Genomic DNA, 23,333 nt, shown 5'->3' with positions numbered 1-23,333 from the left:
GGGATCGATGACGATATTCAACAAGAAACTACCGCGCTTTGGCTTGGTAATTGCCGCTTTCGGCATGGCAACCAGCCCGTTGGCCGCGCAGGTCGAAACAATCGATCCCAACTCGGCGATCGATGGCGACTTGATGGAGCAGCCCGGCGATCAGCCGGTATACGCCGAGCCTGATGCCGGTAATTCCTACTCTGAGCAAACTGATTTTGGCACGACTTATACGCCAGAACCCGATGCTGCTGCTCCGGTCGATGCCTATCCGGATCAGCCTCAGTGGTCGGAAAAGGCCGCCGAAGAAGCCGCTGGCGAGGCTGTGAGAACGGCGGGTACCGATGATCCCGCCACGACCTATCGCGAAGACGATCTTATCGGTGCCGCCGAAGGGGTCTTCGGTAAAGGCGCCAAGGGTGTCGCGGACATGATCAAGAATCTGCTGTCGAAGCAGGGCGAACCCAACGCCTATATCGTCGGGCGCGAAGCGGGCGGCGCATTCATCGTCGGCGCGCGTTACGGATCGGGCACACTATTCCACAAGGTCGAAGGCGAACGGCCCGTTTACTGGACCGGACCGTCAATCGGATTTGACGCGGGGGCCAACGCGGGCAGCACGTTCGTCCTGGTTTACAACCTCTACGATAGCGAGGAGCTTTACGAGCGGTATCCTGCGGGTGAAGGTCAGGCCTATGTGATCGGCGGTCTTACGGCGAGTTATATGCGCAAGGGCGACGTAGTGCTCATACCTATAAGGATGGGTGCAGGGTTGCGGTTGGGCATCAATGCGGGTTACATGAAGTTTTCCAAGAAGCAGCGCTGGCTGCCTTTTTGAGAGTTTGGCGAAAGGAGCCCTTCGGGTCGCCCAACGATAATTCCTGAAGAGCTCCGGGGCCGCAGCAGGATTTCCTGTTGCGGCCCTTTCCATATCCGGCAATTAGGCGGGCATGCTTGACCAACTTGAAGCCCAGGCCCCCGACGCGCTGCTCGCGCTCATCAAGATGTACGCGCAGGATCCGCGCGACGACAAAATTGATCTCGGGGTGGGCGTCTACCGTACGAATGACGGGGCAACACCCGTCTTCCGCTCGATCAAGTCTGCCGAACAGCGGTTGGTCGATACGCAGGATTCCAAGAGCTATCTCGGCCCCGAAGGCGACCTGGGCTTTGTCGATGCTCTGAAACCATATGTGTTCGGAGCCGATCCGACGATGGGAGGAAGGGTCGAAGGGATGCAGACGCCCGGAGGCACGGGCGCGGTGCGCCTTGCGGTCGCGCTTGCAAAAGCAGCCGGTGTCACACGCATTCATCTCGGTGTGCCGAGCTGGCCCAACCATGCGCAAATCCTGCAGGATGTTGGTCTCGAAGCTGTCACCTTTCAACACGCGAAAGCAGATGGGGCCGCCGATATCGATGCCTTGCTGCAAACAATTGCCGATGCGCGCGATACGGATGCGGTTCTGCTGCATGGATGTTGCCACAACCCCAGCGGTGTCGATTATACCGAGGCACAGTGGGCTCGGATTGCAGATGCATTTGCCGACAAGGGAATCCTGCCGATCCTCGATGTGGCCTATCATGGTCTGGGGCAGGGCCTGGAAGAAGACGTTGCTGGTGTACGCAAGGTCCTGGCCAAGGTCCCGGAAGCGCTTGTCGCATATAGTTGCGACAAGAATTTCGGCCTTTACCGCGATCGCGTCGGCGCGTTCTATATGATTGCGAAGCAGGCTGCTGACTTGCCCGCAATTGTTTCCAACGCCAATGCGCTGGCGCGGGCCAACTGGTCGATGCCGCCGGATCATGGCGGTGCTGCGGTGCGCACGGTTCTGACCGACGAAGAGCTGACCCAGCAATGGCTGGATGAACTTGACGAAATGCGGGCGCGAATGCGCCGCGTACGCGAGCGGTTGGCCGCAGCGGACAATGAGGTGCCAGGTCTCAACCTTGCCGCGTTGGGTGAACAGAATGGTCTATTCGCGATGCTGCCGCTCACCAAAGAGCAGATCGTGCGCATGCGCGAAGACCACGGCGTATACATGGCCGGCTCAGGCCGAATCAATGTGGCCGGTCTCCACGCTGGCAACACGGACAAATTCATCGCCGCGTTGGCGGACGTGACCGCCGGATAAGCCACCATGAACCGCCAGCCGATTTTACAGACCGATCGGCTGATCATTCGTCCATTGGCGCAGGCCGATTACGAACCACTCTATCAGATCGCTTCAGATCCGGCAGTGTGGGAGCAGCATCCCATTCATGACCGCTGGCGGCGTGAGGTGTTCGATGCTTTCTTCGCTGACGGGATGGCGAGCGGCGGTGCCTTGGCCGTATCAGACAGAACGACCGGCTCGCTTCTGGGCTCGACCCGTTTCGGCCCATTCGACCCTGAAGAGGGCGGTGTGGTCGAAATCGGCTGGACCTTTCTCTCAACGCGCCACTGGGGCAAGGGCATCAATCCCGAGATGAAACGTGCCATGCTCGCCCATGCTTTCGCCAGCGTAGAACTTGTGGAATTTCGTGTCGGCGACACCAACTATCGCTCGCGCAACGCTCTGGAAGCAATCGGGGCCATGCGCAGCGACCGTTACGAACTTCAGAAGTATCAAGGGAAACGCGTGGTGCACCTCGTTTACGAAATCACCCGCGACCGTTTTGAACGCCACATGCTGGAGAAAAGGTGATGAGCAAACGCCTGCTGAAGCGCTTCCTGGGGCGGGTCATCGAACGTGGAACCTTGAGCATGACCTTTGCCGACGGCGAGGTCGTGACGATGGGCCAGGCTAAAAGCGGCTTTCCCGACGTTGCCGTGCGGCTGACAGATCGCAAGGTTCCGCGCGATATTCTGCTCGACCCACGTCTCGGGGCAGCCGAAGCGTATATGGATGGCCGACTGCAATTGACCCGGGGCGGCATCATGGAGCTGGTTCAGCTCCTGCGGTCCAATGCTCCGTTCGAAAGGGGCGGCCAGTTACGCGCGCCAAGTTTGGTCAAGCGACTGCGCAATCGGGCGGCCTTTGCAATGGAATCGGTCAACAACAGCGTTGGATCGAAACGCAATGTCGCGCACCATTACGATATCGGCAACGATCTCTATCGACTGATGCTCGATCCCGAACACATGCAGTACAGCTGCGCCTACTGGGATGACGGCACCGAAACGCTCGGCGCCGCACAGGAAGCCAAGCTTGCCCATATCGCTGCCAAACTGGCGCTATCCGGTGGGCAAAACGTGTTGGACATCGGCTGCGGATGGGGCGGCATGGCCATTTACCTCGCGCGGCACTTCGACGTGCGCGTTCTCGGCATCACTCTTTCAGAAGAGCAACTGGCTCTTGCGCGGGATCGGGCGCAGGCCACCGGTGTCGCGGATCGTGTCACTTTCGAACTCATCGACTATCGCGACTTGCCACTGCGGGGGGACAGGTTCGACCGGATCGTTTCGGTCGGGATGTTCGAACATGTCGGACGTCCGCAGTTTGACACCTTTTTCCGGGCTACCGCGAATTTGCTCGAAGATGATGGCGTCATGCTGGTCCACACGATCGGTCGCATCGGCGGGCCGGGCACGACTGACGCCTTCACTCGCAAATACATCTTTCCAGGCGGCTATATTCCTGCGCTTTCGGAAACGCTCCGGGCAAGCGAGAAATCTCGCCTGATCCATACCGATATCGAAACGCTGCGCCTTCATTACGCAAAGACCTTGCGGGCGTGGTATGCCAACTGCGAAGCCAATCGCGAGGCGATCGTCGCCATGCACGACGAACGTTTCTACCGCATGTGGACGTTCTATCTGGCTGGCGCGACAGCGGCGTTTGAGTGGGGCGGAATGGTAAATTACCAGATCCAGTTCGCGCGGGATCGCCGGGCGCTTCCTGTAACGCGCTATTATATCGCGGATGCTGAACGCGAGCTACTGGGGGACAGATAACGCTCCGGCGACCAAAGAGAGCTCTTCAAATCAAGAGTATTTACCGTACCCCTTTCTATCGAGCCTCAACCTGTTAGTGCGAGTCCTTCTCAAAAGGAGGACCTGATTTATGCGTAAACTCATCCTTGCCGCTGCCCTTTGTGGCAGCCTTGCTACCGTGGCCGCCTGTTCCGGCAGCGCGGATAACGCGAACGAACCAAGCGACACCGTGGCGACCGGCGAAGCGGCTGCCGGCGACATGGCGAGCGAGGCCACGACTGTTGTGGATGCGAATACCGCGACCGCTGAACAACTCGCCGGCACGGAAGGTGTCACTCCCGAACTCGCCGAAGCGATCGTAGCCGGACAGCCTTATGCCAGCGTGACCGATCTCAATGCAAAACTGCTTGAAACCCTAAGCCAGGACGAGGCCGCAAATGTTCTGGTCAGCGTCTTCGTACCGGTAAATCTCAACACCGGTACGGAAGAGGAAATTCGCCTGATCCCCGGCATGACCGACAAGATGGTACACGAATTCGAAGAGTATCGTCCCTATGCCGACATGGGTGTGTTCGATCGCGAAATCGGCAAGTATGTCGACGAAGCCGAAGTCGCGCGCTTCCGGAACTACGTCACTCTCTGACGCTGCTGCAAGGCAACTCTGACGATCTCGATCGCGGCTAGGATGCCTACGTGAATCCAGGCCGTGGTCGGATCGAATGCCGACCAGACCCAGTGAAGGAAGGCCAGTATCGCCGCTGGATAGACCAGTCGGTGCAGCCGCTTCCATGATCGCTTCAGGCGCCGAACCGAGAAATCGTTTGAGGTAATGGCAAGCGGCAGGAAAAGGGCGAGCGCTATCCAGCCGGCAAGGATGTAAGGTGTCGAGAGTTCGGCGAATGCGAATTCGGGCGACCCCTTCCTGATGAGATACATTACTGTGTGGGCCAGCGCGTAAGCAAAGCTTGCAACGCCCAAATCGCGGCGGCGGCGCATGAGCCAGATCGTCCAGGCCTGCTTGCGGAACATGAGGCGCAGCGGAGTGACCGCAAGCGTCGCCATCAGTAACCAGGCAGCCCAATCGCCACTGTCGCCGATCGCATGACCATAGCCGTAGAGCTGGGGTGTCGCGATCCAGCGCCAGGCAATCCACAGTCCCGGAAGCACCAGGACGAGCCACAAAGCAGGGCGGGAATTTGCGGCAGCTTTCAGCACATGTGTGCCCGCATTGTCAGACCGCGAGGCTCTGCATGCGCTTCAGGTACCGCGCCAGTACATCGATCTCCAGATTGACGGCGTCGCCTTCGGAAAGGTCGCCCAACGTCGTCACTTCACCCGTATGCGGGATGATATTGAGCGAGAAGCGGACATCGCCATTAGGTTCGTCCTCGACATCGTTAACTGTCAACGACACGCCATCGACGGTGATCGAACCCTTCTCTGCAATGAAAGGCGCGATCTCTTCGCTGGCGAGGATTTCAAGACGAGTGGAACCACCGATATCCTCGGCAAGGGCAATTCGGCCCACGGCGTCCACATGACCGGTAACGAGATGCCCGCCCAATTCATCGCCCAGCCGCAGAGCCGGCTCGAGATTCAGGCGCCGGTCGGCGCGCCACTGGTCTTGAGGTGTCCGGCTGATCGTTTCGCCCGACACGTCCACCGCGAACCAGGCATCGCCCCGCTCGCCACCTTTTTCAACGACAGTCAGGCAGACACCCGAACAGGCAATGGAGGCGCCGATGTCCATACCTGCCGGGTCCCAGGGGCACGAAACTACGACGCGCAAGTCGCCCTTGTTCTCGACCTTCGTGATGGTGCCAATGGCGGTTACGATCCCGGTAAACATGCGTGCTCCTGGTTAACGCGTGCGGCTGTAGGCTGCGAAGGTGTCGCTGCCAAGCTGACGCCGCTCGACCTGACACCAGCGATCATGCGCATCTTCAAGTTTTGTCAGCCCGACATCGGCCACTGCGCCGCGGCCGCCACCGATCACAATAGGGGCGCGGTAGATTTCCAGGCGGTCGACGAGATCGGCCTTCAGAAAGCTCGCCGCGATATTCGCACCTGCCTCGATGTAGAGGTAGAGTGCATCGAGTTGCGCAATCTGATCGGGGGTGTTGATGACTTTGACCCCGTCCGGCGCTATTCCGCGGGTGAGGACCACTCGCTGTGGGCCACGATCTTTCAGCCCAGGCAGCCGCACGTCGAGCCGCGGTCTGTCCGCCCGCCACGTGCCGCCGCCAACCAGTATTGCATCGGCAATCGCGCGGCGCGAATGCACATGTGCACGCGCCACTTCGCCCGATATCCACTGGCTCTCGCCACCCGCCGTCGCGATACAGCCATCAAGCGTCATGGCCAGCTTCATCGTGACATGCGGGCGACCGGTATGCGCGCGCATGAGATAACCCGCGAGGCTGGCCTCGGCTGCGGGATGATGGACCAGTTCGGCGGAAATGCCGGCGTCGCGAAGCCGAGCGAACCCGGCCCCTGCAGTTCGCGGGTCAGGATCTTCTACTCCTGCGACAACGCGAGCCACACCGGCGTCGACCAACCGTTCGCTGCAGGCCGGACCCCGCTCTGAGCGATGTGCGCAAGGCTCCAGTGTTACATAGGCGGTTGCCCCATGAGCGCGCTTACCAGCTTGGTCCAGGGCAGCCGCTTCTGCATGAGGGCGCCCACCCACGGCTGTCCATCCGCGGCCCACGACCATGCCATCTTTTACAAGGATGCACCCAACACCGGGGTTGGGATAGCTTGCGGGGCGCGCGCGACAGGCAAGCCGCGCGGCCGCATCCAGCCAGCGCCAATCACTCGCCGCTGTCGTCAACCGTCGAACCCGCCCGATACAGCTCGCGGCGGCGAGCCTCGGCTTCCGCCGCTTCGCGAGCGTTTTCTATGGCCGCCTGACGTGCCATCTCATCCACGTCGAGCCCGGTTGCGCGTCCGAGGGTCTTGTAGGCGTCGACCTTCTGCTGGCGTAGTTCGGCCAACTCCGCCTCGCGAGCTTCCTTGCGTTTCTGGTTTTCAAGGTTGCTCTGGCGAATTTCCTCGTCGCTTCGGCCTTCGGCGAAGGTCGAAATAAAGCTGACCTTGGGGGCGTCCGGCGGGCGGAAATGCGATTCCTGAGCCAGCATTGCGATCCCCGCAAGCGGGATCAAAATGGAAATCGTCAGGAAGGTCCAGCGATACGGCCGCGGTTCGCGAATATAGTCCCACAGGTCGGCGGCCCCGGCCTTGGCATCGAAACGTGTCTTGAGGCGCATGATGTTCAAGATAGAGGTTTTCGATGAACCGCGCCAGTATAGGCTATCCGAATGTCGCATAAAGCGTCCGGCCGTGTACGCTCAGCCAACGGTTCGCTCGTTCGATGTCGCCCTCGTACAGCCGGTCTAGTAGCGCGTGAAACGCGGGCGAATGATCGAAATGGACCAGATGCGCGACTTCGTGAGCAACGACCGAACGCCTGACAAAATCCGGGGCCTGGACGAGCCGCCAGTTGAGCCGCAGCACGCCTTCGGAAGAGCAACTGCCCCATCGGCGCTTGGCCCGGGTCAGTTTCACATCGGCGCGATCAAGGTCGCCGCGTGAGCAATATTGCGCCGCATCCTCGCCGAATAAATCCAGTGCCTCACGTTCGAGCCAGCGCTGCAGGCGTGCGGCGAGTGTTTCCCTCGGGCCTCCAACCCTGAACGCGCCGTCTTTGAAATCCGGTTTGCGGGGCAGATCCTCACGCCATTCGACCGCGATGTCTTCGCCGCGATAGAGCATTGTGCCATCGCGGGCGGGATCGCGCCGTTCGGGCACCTTGGCGAGCTGCGCGCTCAACCATTCTTGCCGGGCATGGGCAAAGGCGATCGCATCGGCACTGCGGCACCATTGGGGAAGGGTTATGCGCACGGCGCTGCCATCGTGCGCCAGTCGAAGGGTCAGCCGCTTTGCGCGGCGGTTGCGGACCAGATCGATCGGTACGTCGCGCCCAATAAGCTTGATCGTAGGCTCCAGTGCTTCACGGCGGAGCCAGTCGATCATGCTGCCTCCTCATCTTCGTCGCCCCAGTCGACGACATGATGCTCCAAAGGGCCGGCCACATCCTCGCTGATCACGCGCCCGGCCACCGATACCCCTGCGGTTATCACATCCTCGCGACTGCCCGAGATAAGATAGTGCCAGCGCGGGAGCGGCATCCTGTCCGCGCGCAGGCGATAGGCGCAAGTCGGCGGTAGCCAGCTTACCTTGTCCACGATTTTCAGGGTGAGCCGCAGACACTCCGGCACGAAAGTCTTGCGCCGGCGATAGTCTGTGCAGGCTGCCGTCTTGGTATCCAGCAGCTTGCACGCCACATTGGTGTGCTCGATCTCTCCGGTGTCTTCATATTCTACCTTGTGCAGACAGCAGCGCCCGCAGCCATCGCACAGGGCTTCCCATTCTTCCGTATTGAGATCGGCTAGCGGTCGCTCCCAGAAGCGGTCCCTCAATGCACCCATTTTTCCAGTTCCGCTGTGACCGCCTCTGCGCCTTCATCGGTCGGAAGCATGGCCAAGGGTTCGCCGTCGGGGCCGAACAAATAGGTGATGTTGGTATGGCCGACCAGATAGCCGCCGCCTTCCTGCTTTTCGCCTATCGAATAGGTGGCGGCGAATTGGTCCGTTACCTTATCGAGCTGTTCCTTGGTCCCAGTCATGCCGATCAGGCGTGGGTGAAAATTGTCGGTAAATTCCGTGAGTGCCTGCGGCGTATCCCGTTCGGGATCGATGCTGATGAAAAGCGGCTGGATCTTCGCACCCAGTGCAGGATTTTCTTTTTCGAACGCTTTCAGCCCCGCCATCGCGCGTTGTGTGTCGACGGGGCAGACGTCGGGGCAATAGGTGTAGCCGAAATACACGGTGCGATACTTGCCGTCGAAATCTTCCCAGCTGACCTGTTTGCCGTCTTCGCCCGTAAGTGTGAAATCTCCGCCTATGGCAGCGCCTGCCAGGGGCGGTTCGGCTGGCGGGGTCTGGTTGCAGGCAGTCAGGGCAAGGAGGCCCGCTATAACAAGGGTTCGGTTGTGTAGCATGGTCTGACGGTTCATGGTCTGCTAACCGTCCTTCGGCAAGGGCGAGTCATCGATCCAATTGCGAATAATAGGGGTTTTCGCACTGTGAAGCGTTTCGCGACAAACATACTTCTGGCTGGGCTTGCGGGGATGATGGCAACTTCGCCTCTCCATGCGCAATCCCAGAGCGACGGTTACAAATTCCTCGAGGCAGTCAAAAAGCGCAATGGTGACGAGGTTACCCGTTTTCTCGAAGAACCTGGCAGTATCCTCGTCAATTCCCGCGATATTTCCAGCGGCGACACCGCGCTTCACATCGTGACGCAACGGCGCGATCCGGTCTGGCTGCGGTTCCTGCTGGCGAAAGGTGCTAACCCCAACATCGCCAACAGGAGTGGTGGCACGCCGCTGCAGCTAGCAGTCCAACTCGGCTTTGCCGAGGGGGTGGAAATCCTGGCTGATCGCGGGGCAGCACTCGATGTTCCGAACAGCACCGGGGAAACCCCCCTGATTACAGCGGTGCATCGCCGCGACACTGGCCTTGTTCGCCTGCTGGTGGAAAAGGGCGCCAGCCCCGACCGGGCTGATAATTCAGGCCGCACGGCGCGCGATTATGCCGAACTCATGGGCGCGCGCTCGGCCATGCTGGACGAAATCGAACGCGCCGAATCCTCCCGCGGCGAACAGACAAAATCGTACGGACCGAGCTGATTCATGGATGTTGCCGATCTCACGCTCGACGAATTGCGCCTGGCACTTGCCCCTGGCATCGCGCAAGCAGCCGTCTTCGATGGCTGGAGTGCCGATGCGCTCGACATGGCGGCTGATCAGCTTGGCGCGGATCGCGACGTAGCGCGACTGGCGTTCAAGGACGATGGCGCAATGGGCATGATCTGCGCCTGGATCGAAACCATCGATCGGCAAATGATCCTGGACCTTCCGCCGGAAAAACTGGCTGCGATGAAGATACGCGAGCGTATCCGCAGCCTTCTACAATTCCGTCTCGAAGCGGTGAACGGGCAGGAGGAATCCCTCCGCCGCGCCCTCTCCATCATGGCTATGCCGCAGAATGCGCGTCGCGCTTTGAAGGCCGGCTGGCACAGCGCCGATGTGATGTGGCGGCTCGCCGGGGATACCGCCACCGACTACAATCACTACACCAAGCGCGCGATCCTCGCCTCTATCTACGCGGCCGCGCTGGCCGTGTTCGTCGAGGACGAGAGCGAGGAAAAGGCCGACACCAAAGCCTTTCTCGATCGGCGCATAGAAGGGGTCATGAAATTCGAGCGGACCAAGGCGAAGTGGCTGAGCCCCGATCGCGAGCATTTCAGTGTTTCGCGTTTTCTTGGACGCTTGCGTTATCCGGCCCGTTAGCGCGCTATTGATAATCGGTTGCAATAAAGCTGCGCATCTGGCAGCGGCTCCAGCATGACGCTCGACGGATTTGATCACGAAAAGACCGCCCGTATCGTCGCGGTTAACTGGACTGCGCTGGCCGAGGATGAAGGCAAGCGCCTTAAAGCGCTCGGCGTGGACGAAGGCGCGGAGGTCGCCGTCATCCACCGTGGTATTTTCGGCACGCGCGATCCGATCGCCATTCGAATCGGGCGGATGACCATTGCCCTGCGCCGCTCGCACGCCCTCGCGATCGAGGTGGAACCCGCATGAGCCGCAAGCGTACCGCAGCACTCGTCGGCAATCCCAACGCGGGCAAATCGGCTCTGTTCAACGCGCTTACGGGCGCGCGCCAGAAGATCGCCAACTATCCGGGCGTCACGGTCGAGCGAAAGGCTGGGCGGCTGACCCTTCCCAGCGGCGAGCCGGTAGAACTGATCGACCTACCCGGTTCGTACAGTTTCGATGCTGCCAGCCCGGATGAGGAGGTAACCCGCAAGGTTATCCATGGTGAATTCGATGGCGAAGCGCTTCCCGACGTCATCGTCCTCGTCATCGATGCGGCCAATCTCGAACAGCACCTTGTCTTCGCGCAGGAAGTCCTTGAACTCGGGCGCCCGACAGTCGTGGCGCTTAACATGGTCGATCTGGCGGAGCGTGACGGGTTGGTGCTCGATCCTGCCGCACTTTCCGAAGCTCTGGGCGTGCCCGTCGTGCCCACGGTAGCCGTCAGGCGCAGGGGTCTGACCGATCTCGCCGCCGCCATTGCCGAGGCAGAAACCCATGCGGACGAGGAAGCGCACACGCGCTGGCACATCACGCTGCCGGAACGTCGCCTCGCTGCCAAGCATATCGCGCGCGGTGCGATCCTGTCGAAATCGGCGCGTCACACGGTTGAAAATGGCGCTGATCGCATCCTGCTCAATCCTTGGATCGGTCCGGTCATCCTGTTCGGTCTACTGTTCATCATATTCCAGGCGGTCTTTGCCTGGGCGACGCCTTTCGCCGATGCGCTGGAAGGCGGAGTCGGGGTAATTTCGAGCGCCGTTATCGACACTATGCCATCCAGCTTCGTTCGGGACTTCCTGACCGAAGGCGTGCTGGCCGGCGTCGGTTCCGTCGTCGTCTTTCTGCCGCAGATCGTGATCCTGTTCTTCTTCATCCTGATCATGGAAGCGACAGGCTACATGGCCCGCGCGGCCTTTCTGATGGACCGCTTGATGGCGGGCGTGGGCCTGTCGGGCAAAAGCTTCATTCCACTGCTCTCAAGCTTCGCGTGTGCCATCCCCGGCATCATGGCGACGCGCAGTATCCCCGATGCGAAAGACCGGCTGACGACCATTCTCGTCGCGCCGCTCATGACATGTTCGGCCCGCCTGCCGGTTTACGCCGTGATCATCGCCGCGGTCATTCCGTCTACCACGATTGGCCCCGGCATTGGCCTTCAGGGTCTGGTGCTCTTTGCGCTCTACCTTGCCGGGATCGTCGGTGCGATGGTGGTGGCTCTGGTATTGCGTCACTCGGTCGCCAAGGGCGCGGCGAGCGGCTTCATCATGGAGATGCCGCGCTATCAGCTCCCCCGCATCAAGGACCTGGCGATCGGTCTGTGGCAGCGCGCATGGGTGTTCCTGCGCCGTGCCGGGACGATCATCTTCATGGTCACTATCGCCCTTTGGCTGATGCTCAGCTTTCCCAAGGCAGAGCCGGGCGAAAGCCAGATGGACGCCAGCGTCGCCGGCATGATCGCGAGCGGGCTTCATCCCGTGCTGGAGCCGATCGGCTTCAACCGCGAGATGAGCCTTGCCCTTGTGCCGGCAATGGCTGCGCGCGAAGTTGCGGTGTCCGCGCTCGCCACGACTTACGCGGTCGATGCCTCCGATGAAGATGTTGCTGCAGAAGGCGTTACCGACCGGATCGCTGCATCGTGGAGCTTGCCCACGGCGCTGGCCTTCCTCGCGTGGTTCGTCTTTGCGCCGCAATGCATATCCACCATCGCCGTCGCCCGGCGGGAAACCAACGGATGGAAATGGCCCGCCTTCATGGTCGGCTATCTGTTCGTCCTGGCCTATGTGTTCGCCGGGCTGACCTTTTGGATTGCTACCGCGCTGGGGTTATAGCGAACCCCATCTACGCCCGTGGAAATTCGGTAGCGGGCCTAGAAGCGATGCGAAGGCTCGGTTAGGCCCTTCGCCAACAGATTACGAAGGGACGATTCGATGGCCGGAAGCCTCAATAAAGTCATGCTGATCGGAAACCTGGGCGCAGACCCGGAAATCCGCAGCTTCCAGAACGGCGGCAAGGTCGCAAACCTGCGCATCGCAACCAGCGAAACGTGGAAGGATCGTAACACCGGCGAACGCCAGGAGCGGACCGAATGGCACACTGTCGCGATCTTCTCCGAAGGTCTCGTCGGCGTGGTGGAGCGCTTTCTGCGCAAGGGTAGCAAGGTCTACATCGAAGGCCAGCTACAGACGCGCAAGTGGCAGGATCAATCCGGCAACGATCGTTACAGTACCGAAGTGGTCATCCGCGGCATGAACGGCTCGCTGACCATGCTCGATGGCGCGCAGGGCGGCAGCGGTGGCGGCGGTGGCCAGCGTGGCGGTGGCAGCTCGTGGGATCAGGGCGGGGGCGGAAGCTCAGGCAGCTGGAATCAGGGCGGCGAATCGTCCGGTGGCGGAGCGCGCAGTTCCGGCGGTGGTTCAAATTACGACGATCTGGATGACGATATTCCGTTTTAGGCTGCAGTCTCCCGTTTCAGCTCTGCGGCGCGGGCTGAAACGTAAAGCGTGCCATTCAGTCATCCGGTTGGATAATATTCGCTGTCCTGATCGGCCCCATGGTCTTCTTGTCACTATCGGGCGGATCAGGCGCGGTTTCGCTCGCCCTCTCGCAACGTCAGAACCTCGACGCCGCTTGCCGTGACGGCGACCGTATGTTCGAACTGCGCCGACAGCATTCCGTCCCGGGTCGCCACGGTCCAGCCGTCGTCCCGAGTAACGGTTTGGCGACTACCCAGATTGATCATCGGTTCGATTGTGAAGGTCATGCCTTGACGCAGCCGTAAACCCCTTCCGGGGCGCCCGAAATTCAGTACCTGGGGATCCTCGTGCATCTCCCGGCCGATGCCATGGCCGCAATATTCGCGCACGACCGTACAGCCGTGTTTTCTGGCATGTTTCTCGATCGCGTAACCGACGTCGCCCAGATGCGCCCCGGGCCGCACTTCCCGAATGCCGGCCCACATCGCGCCTTCCGCGATCTGCACCAGCCGCTTGGCAGGCGCAGGGGCGTTGCCGACGACATAGGTCTTGCTCGAATCCGCGATGAAGCCGTTCTTCTCCAGCGTGATATCGAGATTGATGATGTCGCCGTCTCTTACGACCTCATCCTCCGACGGCACCCCATGACAGACGACATCGTTGATCGAGCAGTTGAGGACGTAAGCAAAGCCGTACTGGCCCTTGCTGGCCGGGCGGGCCGCCAGATCTTCGGTAATGAAGCGTTCGACGAGATCATTGATCTGCATTGTGGACATGCCGCAAAGGTTGATCGTGTCCAGCATCTCGAACACCGAGCCGAGCAGTCGGCCCGATATGCGCATAAGGGTGATTTCATCTGCGGTTTTGACCATGTCAGGCAGCTTCGGCCACACCTTCTGCGTCGTCGTGGACGTGCGCCATTTCGCGCTTCACGATCTCGCTGAAAGTCAGGGTCGGATTGGCTTCGGCCAGGCGGCCTATCTTCATCCAGAACTCGGCCTGCGCATTGATCGATCGGCACATGACCGCACTCGCGCGGCGCACGCTCTCGTGTAGTTCATCGTCGATTTTTACCAAGCCCACGCCATCGTCCTTATACAAACCATATATGATTCGTATATTTGCGGTCTGCGGAAATTGTCAATCTGCTTCGAAGCGACGTCTTAGTCGTTTTTCGTGGTCAGCGATGCCAGTGCTTCGGCCAACGGTCCGCTTGCGACCCGATCCTCATCGCTTTTGATCCCCACCTTTCGGCGTGCCTCATCGGCCCCGGGACCTTCGCGATATGGATCGATGGCCAGCGCCAGCGTCTGAGCAATTGCTTCGCCCAGATCGAAGGTTTCGCCCTCGTATTCAATCTCGTCGAGATCCTCGCTTTCCAGCTCGATTTCCTCGTCCGGTGAGAAATCGGGCGTTGATCCCGCTGCAACGAAGCGCAGCGTCAGCGGCTCCGCAACCTCGTAGGTCAGTTCCTCCCGCGTAACGGCGCAAGGCTGTTCGATCGTCGCGGTCAGGGTGCCATTCGCCAGGACGGCCTCGTCCTTCATGCCGAACTCGATGGCGGCGTGAAGTGCGGGAATAGACGTAACGCCGAACCTTTCGGCCAGCGCGGCGCGTTCGGCTTCGCTGGCGTCCACTTGCATCGGTTCACTTGGCAGGGCGCGTGGCTTTACCAATCGGCTCAGTTCGGGTGCGCTCATGCCGCGATCTCCCCGGCCTTCAACTGATCGATGTTCGTTCGGGCCAGCCGCGCATGGAGCGCGGCCATGCGCTGCACCAGCGCCTCGGCCTCGTCGGGCTGGGCCATCGTAACATTGCGGCGGACGGCATCGATCAGCACTTTGGGATCGCTGCGCAGTCCTTCGCGATAGGCGCCGATGCGGCCGTTCATGCTCTCCATCAGTGCATTGATCTTCTTGCCCACGGTCGGATCGCCGATCCCGGCCTCGCGCATCTGTCCTTCCATATCGTCCACGAACAATTCGGTCAGCCGTGCTGTCGCCGGTCCTTGGCCGCCTTCGTCTTCCAGCCGCAGCATGACCAGGGTCAACACCAGTGTGATCATGTCGTATCGACCCTCGATGGAGTCGGCGACGCCGCACATGCGATACCAGTCGGGGTCGCGGGCTTCGGCAACGGTGCGGTGCCACAGAACGCGCCATTCTTCGCGCGGGTCGGGTTTGGTGCCGAAAAGGCGGGCGAGGAAAGACAAGAGACTACTCCGTTCAGCGGCAATACAGGCCGCGATCCCCAAGCGCCCCGCATTGCCGAGTTGCATGGGGTGACGCTTTGGGATTAAGGCGTTGCCCGAGCATATAGGCAGGTGGCCGCCCGCGGCCAAGCACCTGCCGGAATACGGAGATTTGCTGTTCCCATGAACAGGTCGAAAATTCTGGGTCTCGCCGCCATTGGCGTGGCTGCCGTGGCCGCAAGCGGTTGCACCTCCATTCGCGAACCGCGCGGATACATCGTCGATGCGGCGCTGGTGCAGTCGGTCCAGCCGGGCATCGATAACGAACAGAGCGTGGCCGGCACATTGGGCCGCCCGACATTCGAAAGCCAGTATGGTGAAAAAACCTGGTACTACGTATCCAGCACCACCGGGCGTAAGCCTTTCGTGCGTCCGCGCATCGAAGAACATTCCGTATTGGCGGTGAAGTTCGATCAGACAGGCAATGTCGTATCCGCCGAACGCACAGGGATGGACAGGGTCGTCAATCTCAGCCCCGACGGTGCGACCACGCCGACCCTGGGCCGGGAGCGCACGTTCCTCGAAGACCTGTTCGGCAATATCGGTGCGGTCGGCGCGCCGGGCATGGGTGGTCAGGGGCCGGGCTGACACGCCCGCCGCTTGACCCCCGCTTCATGCCCCCCATATCGCGCGGCATGGACGCAAACGACAATCGCCACGGCCTGACCCAGTGGCATTCAACCACCATCATCGGCGTCAAGCGCGATGACAAGATCGTGATTGCCGGCGACGGACAAGTCTCCATGGGCAATACGGTGATGAAACCCAATGCCAAGAAGGTTCGCCGGATCGGCGAAGGCGGCAAGGTCGTCGCCGGCTTTGCCGGCGCCACCGCCGATGCCTTCACTCTGTTCGAACGGTTGGAACGCAAGCTTGAACAGCACAACGGCCAGCTCCTTCGCGCCGCGGTCGAACTGACCAAGGATTGGCGCACGGATAAATATCTGCGCAATCTCGAAGCTCTCATGATCGTGGCGGACAAGGAAAACCTCCTCGTCCTCACCGGCAATGGCGATGTGCTCGAACCCGAAGGCGGGATCGCGGCGATCGGCTCTGGCGGCAATTATGCGCTGTCAGCCGCAAAGGCTCTCGTCGATTACGAAACCGATGCCGAAACCATCGCGCGCAAGGCCATGGCGGTCGCCGCAGACGTGTGCGTTTTCACCAATGGCAACGTTACCCTCGAAACGGTGTGATGGATCAGCCCGCGGGCAACTCCACATAACCCCGCTCAAGCCTCGTGCACGAGCGCGATATTGGAAAAAATGAATTGACCGACAACCTCACCCCCAAAGCCATCGTCGCTGCACTGGACGAACACATCATTGGCCAGAAAGAGGCCAAGCGCGCCGTCGCCGTGGCGCTACGCAATCGCTGGCGGCGCCAGCGTCTCGGCCCGGAATTGCGCGACGAGGTCACGCCCAAGAACATTCTGATGATCGGCCCGACCGGTTGCGGCAAAACCGAAATCAGCCGTCGTCTCGCCAAATTGGCAGAGGCACCCTTCATCAAGATCGAGGCGACCAAGTTCACCGAAGTCGGTTACGTCGGCCGCGATGTCGACCAGATCGCGCGCGATCTGGCAGAAGAGGCGATCCGTCTGGAAAAGGAACGCCGCCGCGAAGCGGTGCGCGATGCTGCCAGCAAGGCGGCGATGGACCGCCTTCTTAATGCACTGGTTGGCGAAAATGCCAGCGAAGCGACGCGTGAAGCCTTCCGCCAGCGTATCGTCGAAAATGCGATGAACGATACCGAAGTGGAAATCGAGGTTCGCGACCAGCCCGGCCAGCAGATGGATATTCCCGGAATGCCCGGCGGCGTGGGCATGATCGACCTGTCCGATATGCTCGGCAAGGCCATGGGCAAGAATTCGATGAAGCGTCGCAAGCTGAAGGTGCCCGATGCCTGGGATCGCCTCGTCGATGAAGAAGCCGAAAAACGTATGGACCAGGATGACGTCAATCGCGTCGCGCTGGAAAATGCGGAAACGAACGGGATCGTATTCCTCGACGAGATCGACAAGATCGCAGTCTCCGATGTGCGGGGCGGATCCGTCAGCCGCGAAGGCGTTCAGCGCGATCTCTTGCCGCTCATCGAAGGCACGACGGTCGCGACAAAATACGGCCCGATGAAGACCGACCACATTCTGTTCATTGCCAGCGGAGCTTTCCACGTCTCCAAACCTTCGGACATGCTTCCTGAGCTTCAGGGACGTCTGCCGATCCGGGTGGAACTTCGTGCGCTGACCGAAGAAGACTTCGTGCGCATCCTCAAGGAAACGCGGGCCAATCTCGTCGAACAGTACAAAGCGCTAATCGGTACCGAAAACGTCACCCTCGACTTTACCGAAGATGCCATCACCGAAGTTGCCAAGCTGGCCGCTCGCGTGAACGAAACGGTAGAGAATATCGGGGCCCGCCGCTTGCAGACCGTGATGGAACGCCTGCTCGAAGAAATCAGCTTCGAAGCGGAAGATCACGCGGGCGAGACGATCATGATCGACGCGGCTTACGTGCGCGAAAGGCTGGAAACGCTCGCGGGCGATACCGACCTTAGCAAATATATCCTGTAAGACAGGGTCCCTGCCGCTCCTGCGGCGTGGACCCTATTTGCTCGTGCCGCGGCGGCGCAGCAGCGCGCGTGCCATCAGGCCCAGGCCAATAGCGATCACTACGACCGGTATCAGCACGTGGGCGAAGGATCGTACTCGCCCGAATGCAGCTTCAATCGCCTGTCCGCTGACATAGCCGAGGCTCACGAAGACAGCGCTCCATACAAGCGCAGCCAGCGCATTTATGACGAGAAAGCGCCGCGCGGGCAGGGTGGTCGTGCCGATCGCAATCGGGCTCACCGTGCGCATTCCATAAAGAAACCGAAACGCGAAAACGAACAGCGTCGGATGCCGTTCGAATGCAGCCACCGCGCGGGCATATCCCTTCTTCTGCCTGAATTGACTGATCCGCGGCCCGTCGCGGAACTTTCGGCCGATGGCAAAGAAGGTTTGGTCGGCTATGAACGATCCCGCGGCCCCGGCGAGGATCGTGCTCGCATAGGCAATGAGCTCACGATGAACTGCGATGCCGCCTAGCACGAGCGCGGTTTCGCCCTCCAGGCCGGCACCCAGCGCAACCGCCCAGATGCCGTACTGCGCAATGATCGCTTCGAGGTTCATATCTGCCTCAGTGCGGGGCTAGCCCGCTTTCCACACCGGTCTTGTCGGTCAGGGCGAACTTGTCGACCAGATCAGCGCTTGCCCGGTTTAGCCCGATGACCTGCACACTGCGCCCGTTTCGGCGCATTCGTTCGACCACCTTGTCGAGCGCGCCGACCGCGCTGATGTCCCAGAAGTGTGCCTTGCGCACGTCGATGATTACATGCGGCGCCGGATCGGGCTGGATGCTTTCGGGGCCGAGCGCGGCTTCGAACCGTTCGACGCTGGCATAGAAGATCTGCCCCTTGGCACGATAGGTCGCGGTATCTCCCTCCCGCTCGCGCACTACTTCGAACATGGTCATCACCTTGTGTGTGAAGAACACGCCCGACAGGATCACGCCCGCCAGCACGCCGAGTGCCAGATTATGCGTCGCCACCACCACGATGACGGTCGTGAGCATGACGACGCTGCTTTGCCACGGGTGCTTTGCGATGTTGGGGATCGAATTCCAGCTGAAGGTACCGATCGAAACCATGATCATGATCGCTACCAGCGCCGGCATCGGCACCTGCCCGACGAGGTCGCCAAGCAGCGCCAGCAGGATCAGCAGCGCTGCGCCTGCCGTGAAGGTCGACAGCCGGCCGCGTCCGCCGCTCGTCACGTTGATGACCGACTGGCCGATCATCGCGCAGCCGCCCATGCCGCCGAACAGCGCGGCGACGACATTCGCGGCGCCTTGCCCCGCGCTTTCCCGGCGCTTGTTGCTGCCCGTGTGGGTCATGTCGTCGACGATCTGCGCCGTCAGCAGCGATTCCAGCAGGCCGACCGCCGCCATGGTCGCCGAATAGGGCGCGATGATGAGGAGGGTGTCCCAGGTCAAAGGCACGTTCGGAAGGGCGAAATAGGGCAGGCCTTCCGGCAGTTCGCCCATGTCGGCAACGGTATTGACCGGAGCATCGAGCCAGATGGTCAGCGCGGTGAGCACGACAATGGCGATGAGGGGGCTCGGAACGGCTGACGTCAGTCTCGGGATCAGGTAGATCATCGCCAGCGCCGCCGCGACCATGGCATAGGTCGTCCAGCCGATACCTGCTGCCGTCGGGTCGAGCTGAGGCAACTGGGCCATGAAGATCAGGATGGCCAGGGCGTTGACGAAGCCGGTGATGACCGACCGCGACACGAACTGCATCAGCAGGTCGAGCCGTAACAGCGCCGCGATGCCCTGAAAGACGCCCATCAGGATCGTTGCCGCGAAGAGATAATCGACACCGTAATCGCGTACCAGCGGCACCACCACGACGGCGACCGCCGCCGTCGCGGCAGAGATCATGCCGGGGCGCCCGCCCGTGAAGGCGATGACCATAGCAATTGCGACCGAGGCATAGAGGCCCACCCGCGGGTCGACGCCTGCGATGATCGAAAAGCCGATCGCTTCGGGGATCAGGGCGAGCGCCACCACCAGGCCGGCGAGCAGGTCTGCCCGAATGTTTGAAAACCAGTCGCGATGAAGCGTGCTGCGGTCGAGCATGCGAGAATTCCGTTCGTCTAATCCGGGAATGGCGCGGCATCGGCGCCGTTGATCAGCGCATTATGAATAATGTTGCATCGCGGCACAAGCCGCAAGGTCGGCGGCGCTGTTCAGCCGCTATCCGACTTCTCTGCGCGTTGGCGATCCCACATCTCTGCGTAAAGGCCCTTGCGGCGCAGCAGATCCGTGTGGTGACCGCTTTCGACCAGGCGACCATGCTCCAGCACCAGGATCTTGTTCGCATCGGCGATGGTCGACAGCCGGTGGGCAATGGCCAGCGTGGTACGATGCTCGGAAACCCGGCGGAGCGTGGCCAGGATTTCCTGTTCGGTCCGGCTGTCGAGCGCGCTTGTCGCCTCGTCCAGCAACAGGATCGGCGGATCCTTCACCAGCGTGCGGGCAATGGCGACGCGCTGTTTCTCGCCGCCGGACAGTTTCAGTCCGCGCTCGCCGACTTCGGTATCCAGCCCCTCGGGCAGGCGTTCGATCAGCGGCATGATCGCTGCCGATTGTGCCGCGGCGATCACCTGCTCGCGCCCGGCGCCGCCGCGGCCATAGGCGATGTTGTAACCGATGGTGTCGTTGAACAGCACGCTATCCTGCGGGACGATCCCGATCTGCTCGCGCAGACTGTGCTGGGTAACCTTTGCAATATCCTGTCCGTCGATCAGGATGCGGCCCTCCTGCGGGTCGTAGAACCGGAACAGCAATCGCCCGATCGTGCTCTTGCCCGCGCCTGAAGGGCCGACGACCGCGACATGACTGCCCGCCGGAACCTCGAAGCTCAGTCCGTGCAGGATCGTCCGATCCTCCTCATACCCGAATACGACATTGTCGAAGGCAACGGTTGGCTTGCGGATCAGCAGGGCAGGGGCGCCGGGAACATCCTTTACCTCGGCGTCGGTATCGATCAGGCGGAACATCTCGGCCATGTCGATCAGGCCTTGGCGAACTGTACGATAGACCATGCCCAGCATGTCGAGCGGACGGAAAAGCTGGATGAGATAGGTGTTCACCAGCACCAGATCGCCGGTGGTCAGCGCGCCCTTGCTCCACTGCCACACGGTGAAGGCCATCGCTGCGCCCATCAGCAGGTTCATGATGACCGCCTGGCTGATGTTGAGCAGGGCCAGCGAGTTTTCGGACCGGATCGCCGCTTCGGCGAAGGCGCGGGTCGATTCGGCGTAGCGGTCGCGCTCGCGCGTTTCCGCGCCGAAATATTTGACGGTTTCGTAATTCAGCAGGCTGTCCACCGACCGGGCGAGGGCCGTCCCGTCGAGTTCGTTCATCTGCCGTCGCAATTCGTTGCGCCATTCGGTGATCGTGCGCGTGACGAAGATATACGCCCCCACCGCCAGCGCAGTGGCGGCAACCAGTTCCCATCCGAAGTTGAGGTAGAAGATGACCCCTACCGCAGTCAGTTCCAGCGCAGTCGGCGCGATGTTGAACAGCAGGAAGTAGAGCATGACGTCGATGCTCTTCGTCCCGCGATCGATGGTCTTGGTCACTTCCCCGGTGCGGCGCGACAGGTGGAATCTCAGCGATAGCTGATGCAGCCGCGAAAACGTGTCTTCGGCAAGTTTGCGCGTGGCATCCTGCCCAACACGCTCGAAGGTAATATTGCGCAGATTGTCGAAAGCGACCGCGGCGAACCGCCCGGCTGCATAGGCAATGACGAATGCAAGCGCGACCATGACCGCCTGATTGGCCGGCGTCGTCATGGAATCGACCGCTCTCTTATAGGCGAACGGCAGCGCGAGCGTGGTCGCCTTGGCCGCGAGTACGAACATCATGGCACCGACGATGCGGCGCTTCAGGGCCGGATTATCGGCTGGCCAGAGATACGGCAGGAACCGCTGGACGGTTGCCCAGCCTTCGGGATCGTCGCGCTGGGCGGAATTGGCAGTATCGGGTGGCATTCGGGCGCATACTTGGGGTCGCGGCACGGGCAGGGCAAGGCACACCGCCTTCACGGGATGAACGTAAACCGCTCTGGGACAGGTGCATGGATATTTGCTGACGCCGCCCTCTGCCGCGCGTATTGGTCATGCCTTCGGCAGCCTGGCGCATTCGTTTCATGACTGAAAAATCCAAACCGGTTCTCGTCACTGTCCTTGCCCATAATGAAGAGGCGAGGATCGCTCTCTGTCTCGACAGTCTGCCGCTGGACGATCCCGATGTGCAGATCTGGGTGGTGGTCAACGGCAGCAGCGATTCCACGGCTGAGATCGTCCGTGGCTATGCCGCACGCGGTGTGCGGCTGGTTGACTATGCCAAAGGCGGCAAATCACGGAGCTGGAACAGGTTCGTCCTCGACGAGGCGCCGGAAGCGCAAACATATGTGTTCGTCGATGGCGATGCGCAGCTTGTGGCAGGCTCGGTAAATGCCCTCCGCTCATGTCTCGAAAAATCGGGTGCCAATGCTGCCTCGGCCGTTCCCATGAATGGCCGCAATGCCGAACACTATCGCAGGTCCATGGTGCGCGAGGGCGGCCTGTTCGGTGACTGTTATGGCCTGTCGGGCGATTTCGTTCGCCGCATCCGGACCCACGGTATTCGCCTGCCGAACGATCTTGTCGGCGACGATGGCCTGATCGGCGCTCTGGCGCATACCGATCTCGGGCCGGAATCGGCCTGGCGCCACGAACTGGTGAAAGTCTGCCCGGATGCGGGCTTCTTCTGCGAACCCAATCGCATCACTCTCAAGGGTTTGCGCAGCCAGTCCGCGCGCATGGTCAATTATGCGGTTCGCCGGTTCCAGAACCGCATCATCACGGAAATAATGCGCTCGGAAGGGCCCGGCGGTCTGCCGGACAATCTGGCGGAGGCTTATCCTGCGGCCTTGCCGGGCTTCAAGCCGCGGCTCAGTCTACAATGGTACTGGTTTGACCGACAGGCACTGGCCCGGATGCGGGCGGCATCGGGCTCGTCGGTCGGCGCCTGAGCATGGCGATGCCCGATCGCACGACATCCGGCCACGCCAGCAGCAGCACGCCCGCATAGGTCGCCGCTCCGGCGCCCGCCAGCGCGGCCAGCGTCACGGCGGCAGGAATGTCGGTCGGCAGCAGGGCCCGCACTCCGAAAACGGCGATCGCCATGACAGCGCAGGCTGCCGCCGGCGGGACTGCTGCGCCGATCAGGCGGCCCGCCGACAGGTTGATCTGGGGCAGGGTAAGCGCCAGCGTAAAGATCAGCAGCAGCGGTGCACCAATCCACCAGGCGTGGACCAGTCCCTGGGGTCCGAACTGCACGCCGATATAGAACGATGTCGCGAAGATCGCCGCCCCGGCTATGCTTGTAG

Annotated in this window: 29 protein-coding genes (1 of these 29 cut by a window edge); 14 read left to right on the top strand and 15 right to left on the bottom strand. The window is 61.2% G+C overall.

What is annotated here, in order from left to right:
* The first annotated feature begins 7 nt into the window (after positions 1–7).
* From K3177_RS14675 to K3177_RS14655, 5 genes are all read left to right on the top strand, one after another.
* A complete protein-coding gene (locus K3177_RS14675) occupies positions 8–826 on the top strand; it encodes a DUF1134 domain-containing protein (RefSeq protein WP_221598822.1) in 819 nt (272 codons plus the stop codon).
* Positions 827–938: 112 nt separating this feature from the next.
* Complete coding sequence (locus K3177_RS14670) at positions 939–2,120, top strand: amino acid aminotransferase (protein ID WP_221598821.1); 1,182 nt, start codon at positions 939–941, stop codon at positions 2,118–2,120.
* A gap of 6 nt (positions 2,121–2,126) precedes the next feature.
* Positions 2,127–2,672, top strand: a complete 546-nt coding sequence (locus tag K3177_RS14665; protein ID WP_221598820.1) for a GNAT family N-acetyltransferase — start codon at positions 2,127–2,129, stop codon at positions 2,670–2,672.
* A complete protein-coding gene (locus K3177_RS14660) occupies positions 2,672–3,922 on the top strand; it encodes an SAM-dependent methyltransferase (RefSeq protein WP_221598819.1) in 1,251 nt (416 codons plus the stop codon). Before K3177_RS14665 ends, K3177_RS14660 begins: the two co-directional genes overlap by 1 nt.
* A gap of 109 nt (positions 3,923–4,031) precedes the next feature.
* Entirely contained in the window at positions 4,032–4,544 is a 513-nt protein-coding gene (locus K3177_RS14655) for a helix-hairpin-helix domain-containing protein (protein WP_221598818.1), read from the top strand.
* On the opposite strand, the gene K3177_RS14650 is transcribed toward K3177_RS14655, so the two are convergent.
* From K3177_RS14650 to K3177_RS14620, 7 genes are read right to left on the bottom strand one after another with little or no spacing between them, the layout of a single operon-like run.
* Positions 4,529–5,116, bottom strand: a complete 588-nt coding sequence (locus K3177_RS14650; protein ID WP_345725416.1) for a protein-methionine-sulfoxide reductase heme-binding subunit MsrQ — start codon at positions 5,114–5,116, stop codon at positions 4,529–4,531. The genes K3177_RS14655 and K3177_RS14650 overlap by 16 nt on opposite strands.
* A 16-nt stretch (positions 5,117–5,132) precedes the next feature.
* The gene (locus tag K3177_RS14645; protein ID WP_221598817.1) at positions 5,133–5,750 is read right to left on the bottom strand and encodes a riboflavin synthase; all 618 of its coding nucleotides are present in this window, start codon (positions 5,748–5,750) and stop codon (positions 5,133–5,135) included.
* Positions 5,751–5,762: 12 nt separating this feature from the next.
* Positions 5,763–6,734 (bottom strand): bifunctional diaminohydroxyphosphoribosylaminopyrimidine deaminase/5-amino-6-(5-phosphoribosylamino)uracil reductase RibD, encoded by a 972-nt coding sequence (gene ribD / locus K3177_RS14640; protein ID WP_247714514.1) that lies wholly within the window; start codon positions 6,732–6,734, stop codon positions 5,763–5,765.
* Positions 6,715–7,170, bottom strand: a complete 456-nt coding sequence (locus K3177_RS14635; RefSeq protein WP_221598816.1) for a hypothetical protein — start codon at positions 7,168–7,170, stop codon at positions 6,715–6,717. Before K3177_RS14635 ends, ribD begins: the two co-directional genes overlap by 20 nt.
* Positions 7,171–7,213: 43 nt before the next feature.
* The gene (locus K3177_RS14630; protein WP_221598815.1) at positions 7,214–7,936 is read right to left on the bottom strand and encodes a M48 family metallopeptidase; all 723 of its coding nucleotides are present in this window, start codon (positions 7,934–7,936) and stop codon (positions 7,214–7,216) included.
* The gene (locus tag K3177_RS14625) at positions 7,933–8,391 is read right to left on the bottom strand and encodes a YcgN family cysteine cluster protein (RefSeq protein ID WP_221598814.1); all 459 of its coding nucleotides are present in this window, start codon (positions 8,389–8,391) and stop codon (positions 7,933–7,935) included. Before K3177_RS14625 ends, K3177_RS14630 begins: the two co-directional genes overlap by 4 nt.
* On the bottom strand, positions 8,379–8,978 hold the full coding sequence (locus K3177_RS14620; RefSeq protein ID WP_196847791.1) for an SCO family protein: 600 nt from the start codon (positions 8,976–8,978) through the stop codon (positions 8,379–8,381). The genes K3177_RS14625 and K3177_RS14620 overlap by 13 nt, the downstream gene beginning before the upstream one ends.
* Positions 8,979–9,095: 117 nt before the next feature.
* Between K3177_RS14620 and K3177_RS14615 the strand changes: the two genes are divergently transcribed.
* From K3177_RS14615 to ssb, 5 genes are all read left to right on the top strand, one after another.
* Positions 9,096–9,653: an ankyrin repeat domain-containing protein gene (locus K3177_RS14615; protein ID WP_234003297.1), complete on the top strand. Its 558-nt coding sequence runs from the start codon at positions 9,096–9,098 to the stop codon at positions 9,651–9,653.
* Positions 9,654–9,656: 3 nt separating this feature from the next.
* Positions 9,657–10,316 (top strand): COQ9 family protein, encoded by a 660-nt coding sequence (locus tag K3177_RS14610; protein ID WP_221598813.1) that lies wholly within the window; start codon positions 9,657–9,659, stop codon positions 10,314–10,316.
* Positions 10,317–10,370: 54 nt separating this feature from the next.
* Complete coding sequence (locus K3177_RS14605; protein ID WP_103025216.1) at positions 10,371–10,610, top strand: FeoA family protein; 240 nt, start codon at positions 10,371–10,373, stop codon at positions 10,608–10,610.
* On the top strand, positions 10,607–12,454 hold the full coding sequence (feoB, locus tag K3177_RS14600) for a ferrous iron transporter B (protein WP_221598812.1): 1,848 nt from the start codon (positions 10,607–10,609) through the stop codon (positions 12,452–12,454). Before K3177_RS14605 ends, feoB begins: the two co-directional genes overlap by 4 nt.
* A 99-nt stretch (positions 12,455–12,553) precedes the next feature.
* Complete coding sequence (gene ssb / locus K3177_RS14595) at positions 12,554–13,078, top strand: single-stranded DNA-binding protein (protein ID WP_103025218.1); 525 nt, start codon at positions 12,554–12,556, stop codon at positions 13,076–13,078.
* Positions 13,079–13,203: 125 nt separating this feature from the next.
* Here the strand turns inward: ssb and map are convergent, their stop codons facing one another.
* From map to K3177_RS14575, 4 genes are all read right to left on the bottom strand, one after another.
* Complete coding sequence (gene map / locus K3177_RS14590) at positions 13,204–13,971, bottom strand: type I methionyl aminopeptidase (RefSeq protein ID WP_221598811.1); 768 nt, start codon at positions 13,969–13,971, stop codon at positions 13,204–13,206.
* A gap of 1 nt (position 13,972) precedes the next feature.
* Positions 13,973–14,182, bottom strand: coding sequence for a ParD-like family protein (locus tag K3177_RS14585; protein WP_196848034.1), 210 nt, complete (start codon positions 14,180–14,182; stop codon positions 13,973–13,975).
* 80 nt (positions 14,183–14,262) lie between these two features.
* Positions 14,263–14,799: a YceD family protein gene (locus K3177_RS14580; RefSeq protein WP_221598810.1), complete on the bottom strand. Its 537-nt coding sequence runs from the start codon at positions 14,797–14,799 to the stop codon at positions 14,263–14,265.
* The gene (locus tag K3177_RS14575; protein ID WP_221598809.1) at positions 14,796–15,311 is read right to left on the bottom strand and encodes a ubiquinol-cytochrome C chaperone family protein; all 516 of its coding nucleotides are present in this window, start codon (positions 15,309–15,311) and stop codon (positions 14,796–14,798) included. The genes K3177_RS14580 and K3177_RS14575 overlap by 4 nt, the downstream gene beginning before the upstream one ends.
* Before the next feature lie 162 nt (positions 15,312–15,473).
* Between K3177_RS14575 and K3177_RS14570 the strand changes: the two genes are divergently transcribed.
* The 3 genes from K3177_RS14570 to hslU all read left to right on the top strand — a co-directional run bounded on the left by K3177_RS14570 (position 15,474) and on the right by hslU (position 17,922).
* A complete protein-coding gene (locus tag K3177_RS14570) occupies positions 15,474–15,938 on the top strand; it encodes an outer membrane protein assembly factor BamE (protein WP_196847796.1) in 465 nt (154 codons plus the stop codon).
* A gap of 47 nt (positions 15,939–15,985) precedes the next feature.
* A complete protein-coding gene (gene hslV / locus K3177_RS14565) occupies positions 15,986–16,546 on the top strand; it encodes an ATP-dependent protease subunit HslV (protein WP_103025221.1) in 561 nt (186 codons plus the stop codon).
* Positions 16,547–16,620: 74 nt separating this feature from the next.
* Positions 16,621–17,922 carry an ATP-dependent protease ATPase subunit HslU gene (hslU, locus tag K3177_RS14560; protein ID WP_103025222.1) on the top strand — a complete coding sequence of 434 codons (1,302 nt, stop codon included), beginning with the start codon at positions 16,621–16,623 and terminating at the stop codon, positions 17,920–17,922.
* 33 nt (positions 17,923–17,955) lie between these two features.
* On the opposite strand, the gene K3177_RS14555 is transcribed toward hslU, so the two are convergent.
* From K3177_RS14555 to K3177_RS14545, 3 genes are all read right to left on the bottom strand, one after another.
* Positions 17,956–18,522 (bottom strand): DedA family protein, encoded by a 567-nt coding sequence (locus tag K3177_RS14555; protein WP_221598808.1) that lies wholly within the window; start codon positions 18,520–18,522, stop codon positions 17,956–17,958.
* A gap of 7 nt (positions 18,523–18,529) precedes the next feature.
* Positions 18,530–20,032, bottom strand: a complete 1,503-nt coding sequence (locus K3177_RS14550) for a SulP family inorganic anion transporter (protein WP_103025224.1) — start codon at positions 20,030–20,032, stop codon at positions 18,530–18,532.
* Positions 20,033–20,142: 110 nt separating this feature from the next.
* A complete protein-coding gene (locus K3177_RS14545) occupies positions 20,143–21,951 on the bottom strand; it encodes an ABCB family ABC transporter ATP-binding protein/permease (protein ID WP_221598807.1) in 1,809 nt (602 codons plus the stop codon).
* A 158-nt stretch (positions 21,952–22,109) separates the two neighbouring features.
* Here K3177_RS14545 and K3177_RS14540 point away from each other — a divergent pair, with 158 nt between their 5' ends.
* Positions 22,110–22,976 (top strand): glycosyltransferase family 2 protein, encoded by an 867-nt coding sequence (locus K3177_RS14540; protein WP_221598806.1) that lies wholly within the window; start codon positions 22,110–22,112, stop codon positions 22,974–22,976.
* Here K3177_RS14540 and K3177_RS14535 read toward each other — a convergent pair.
* Positions 22,897–23,333: the 3' portion of a lipopolysaccharide biosynthesis protein gene (locus tag K3177_RS14535; RefSeq protein WP_221598805.1), read on the bottom strand. Its footprint extends 1,102 nt past the window's final position; 437 of the gene's 1,539 nt are visible here — the last part of the coding sequence; the start codon falls outside the window, past its right edge — the gene reads right to left on this strand; the stop codon is at positions 22,897–22,899. The two genes, K3177_RS14540 and K3177_RS14535, sit on opposite strands and share 80 nt — an antisense overlap.

This window comes from Qipengyuania pacifica (genome assembly GCF_019711555.1).
Taxonomy (GTDB): Bacteria; Pseudomonadota; Alphaproteobacteria; order Sphingomonadales; family Sphingomonadaceae; genus Qipengyuania; species Qipengyuania pacifica.
Note: the sequence above shows the minus strand (reverse complement) of the source record. Positions and strands in the feature narration are given on the sequence as shown.

What these genes read in the sequence shown, in the direction of transcription:
- K3177_RS14675 (WP_221598822.1), top strand. Translation starts at nt 8, where the DNA reads ATGACGATATTCAACAAGAAACTACCGCGCTTTGGCTTGGTAATTGCC.
- K3177_RS14670 (WP_221598821.1), top strand. Translation starts at nt 939, where the DNA reads ATGCTTGACCAACTTGAAGCCCAGGCCCCCGACGCGCTGCTCGCGCTC.
- K3177_RS14665 (WP_221598820.1), top strand. Translation starts at nt 2,127, where the DNA reads ATGAACCGCCAGCCGATTTTACAGACCGATCGGCTGATCATTCGTCCA.
- K3177_RS14660 (WP_221598819.1), top strand. Translation starts at nt 2,672, where the DNA reads ATGAGCAAACGCCTGCTGAAGCGCTTCCTGGGGCGGGTCATCGAACGT.
- K3177_RS14655 (WP_221598818.1), top strand. Translation starts at nt 4,032, where the DNA reads ATGCGTAAACTCATCCTTGCCGCTGCCCTTTGTGGCAGCCTTGCTACC.
- K3177_RS14645 (WP_221598817.1), bottom strand. Translation starts at nt 5,750, where the DNA reads ATGTTTACCGGGATCGTAACCGCCATTGGCACCATCACGAAGGTCGAG.
- K3177_RS14635 (WP_221598816.1), bottom strand. Translation starts at nt 7,170, where the DNA reads ATGCGCCTCAAGACACGTTTCGATGCCAAGGCCGGGGCCGCCGACCTG.
- K3177_RS14630 (WP_221598815.1), bottom strand. Translation starts at nt 7,936, where the DNA reads ATGATCGACTGGCTCCGCCGTGAAGCACTGGAGCCTACGATCAAGCTT.
- K3177_RS14625 (WP_221598814.1), bottom strand. Translation starts at nt 8,391, where the DNA reads ATGGGTGCATTGAGGGACCGCTTCTGGGAGCGACCGCTAGCCGATCTC.
- K3177_RS14620 (WP_196847791.1), bottom strand. Translation starts at nt 8,978, where the DNA reads ATGAACCGTCAGACCATGCTACACAACCGAACCCTTGTTATAGCGGGC.
- K3177_RS14615 (WP_234003297.1), top strand. Translation starts at nt 9,096, where the DNA reads ATGGCAACTTCGCCTCTCCATGCGCAATCCCAGAGCGACGGTTACAAA.
- K3177_RS14610 (WP_221598813.1), top strand. Translation starts at nt 9,657, where the DNA reads ATGGATGTTGCCGATCTCACGCTCGACGAATTGCGCCTGGCACTTGCC.
- K3177_RS14605 (WP_103025216.1), top strand. Translation starts at nt 10,371, where the DNA reads ATGACGCTCGACGGATTTGATCACGAAAAGACCGCCCGTATCGTCGCG.
- feoB (WP_221598812.1), top strand. Translation starts at nt 10,607, where the DNA reads ATGAGCCGCAAGCGTACCGCAGCACTCGTCGGCAATCCCAACGCGGGC.
- ssb (WP_103025218.1), top strand. Translation starts at nt 12,554, where the DNA reads ATGGCCGGAAGCCTCAATAAAGTCATGCTGATCGGAAACCTGGGCGCA.
- map (WP_221598811.1), bottom strand. Translation starts at nt 13,971, where the DNA reads ATGGTCAAAACCGCAGATGAAATCACCCTTATGCGCATATCGGGCCGA.
- K3177_RS14580 (WP_221598810.1), bottom strand. Translation starts at nt 14,799, where the DNA reads ATGAGCGCACCCGAACTGAGCCGATTGGTAAAGCCACGCGCCCTGCCA.
- K3177_RS14570 (WP_196847796.1), top strand. Translation starts at nt 15,474, where the DNA reads ATGAACAGGTCGAAAATTCTGGGTCTCGCCGCCATTGGCGTGGCTGCC.
- hslV (WP_103025221.1), top strand. Translation starts at nt 15,986, where the DNA reads ATGGACGCAAACGACAATCGCCACGGCCTGACCCAGTGGCATTCAACC.
- K3177_RS14555 (WP_221598808.1), bottom strand. Translation starts at nt 18,522, where the DNA reads ATGAACCTCGAAGCGATCATTGCGCAGTACGGCATCTGGGCGGTTGCG.
- K3177_RS14550 (WP_103025224.1), bottom strand. Translation starts at nt 20,032, where the DNA reads ATGCTCGACCGCAGCACGCTTCATCGCGACTGGTTTTCAAACATTCGG.
- K3177_RS14545 (WP_221598807.1), bottom strand. Translation starts at nt 21,951, where the DNA reads ATGCCACCCGATACTGCCAATTCCGCCCAGCGCGACGATCCCGAAGGC.
- K3177_RS14540 (WP_221598806.1), top strand. Translation starts at nt 22,110, where the DNA reads ATGACTGAAAAATCCAAACCGGTTCTCGTCACTGTCCTTGCCCATAAT.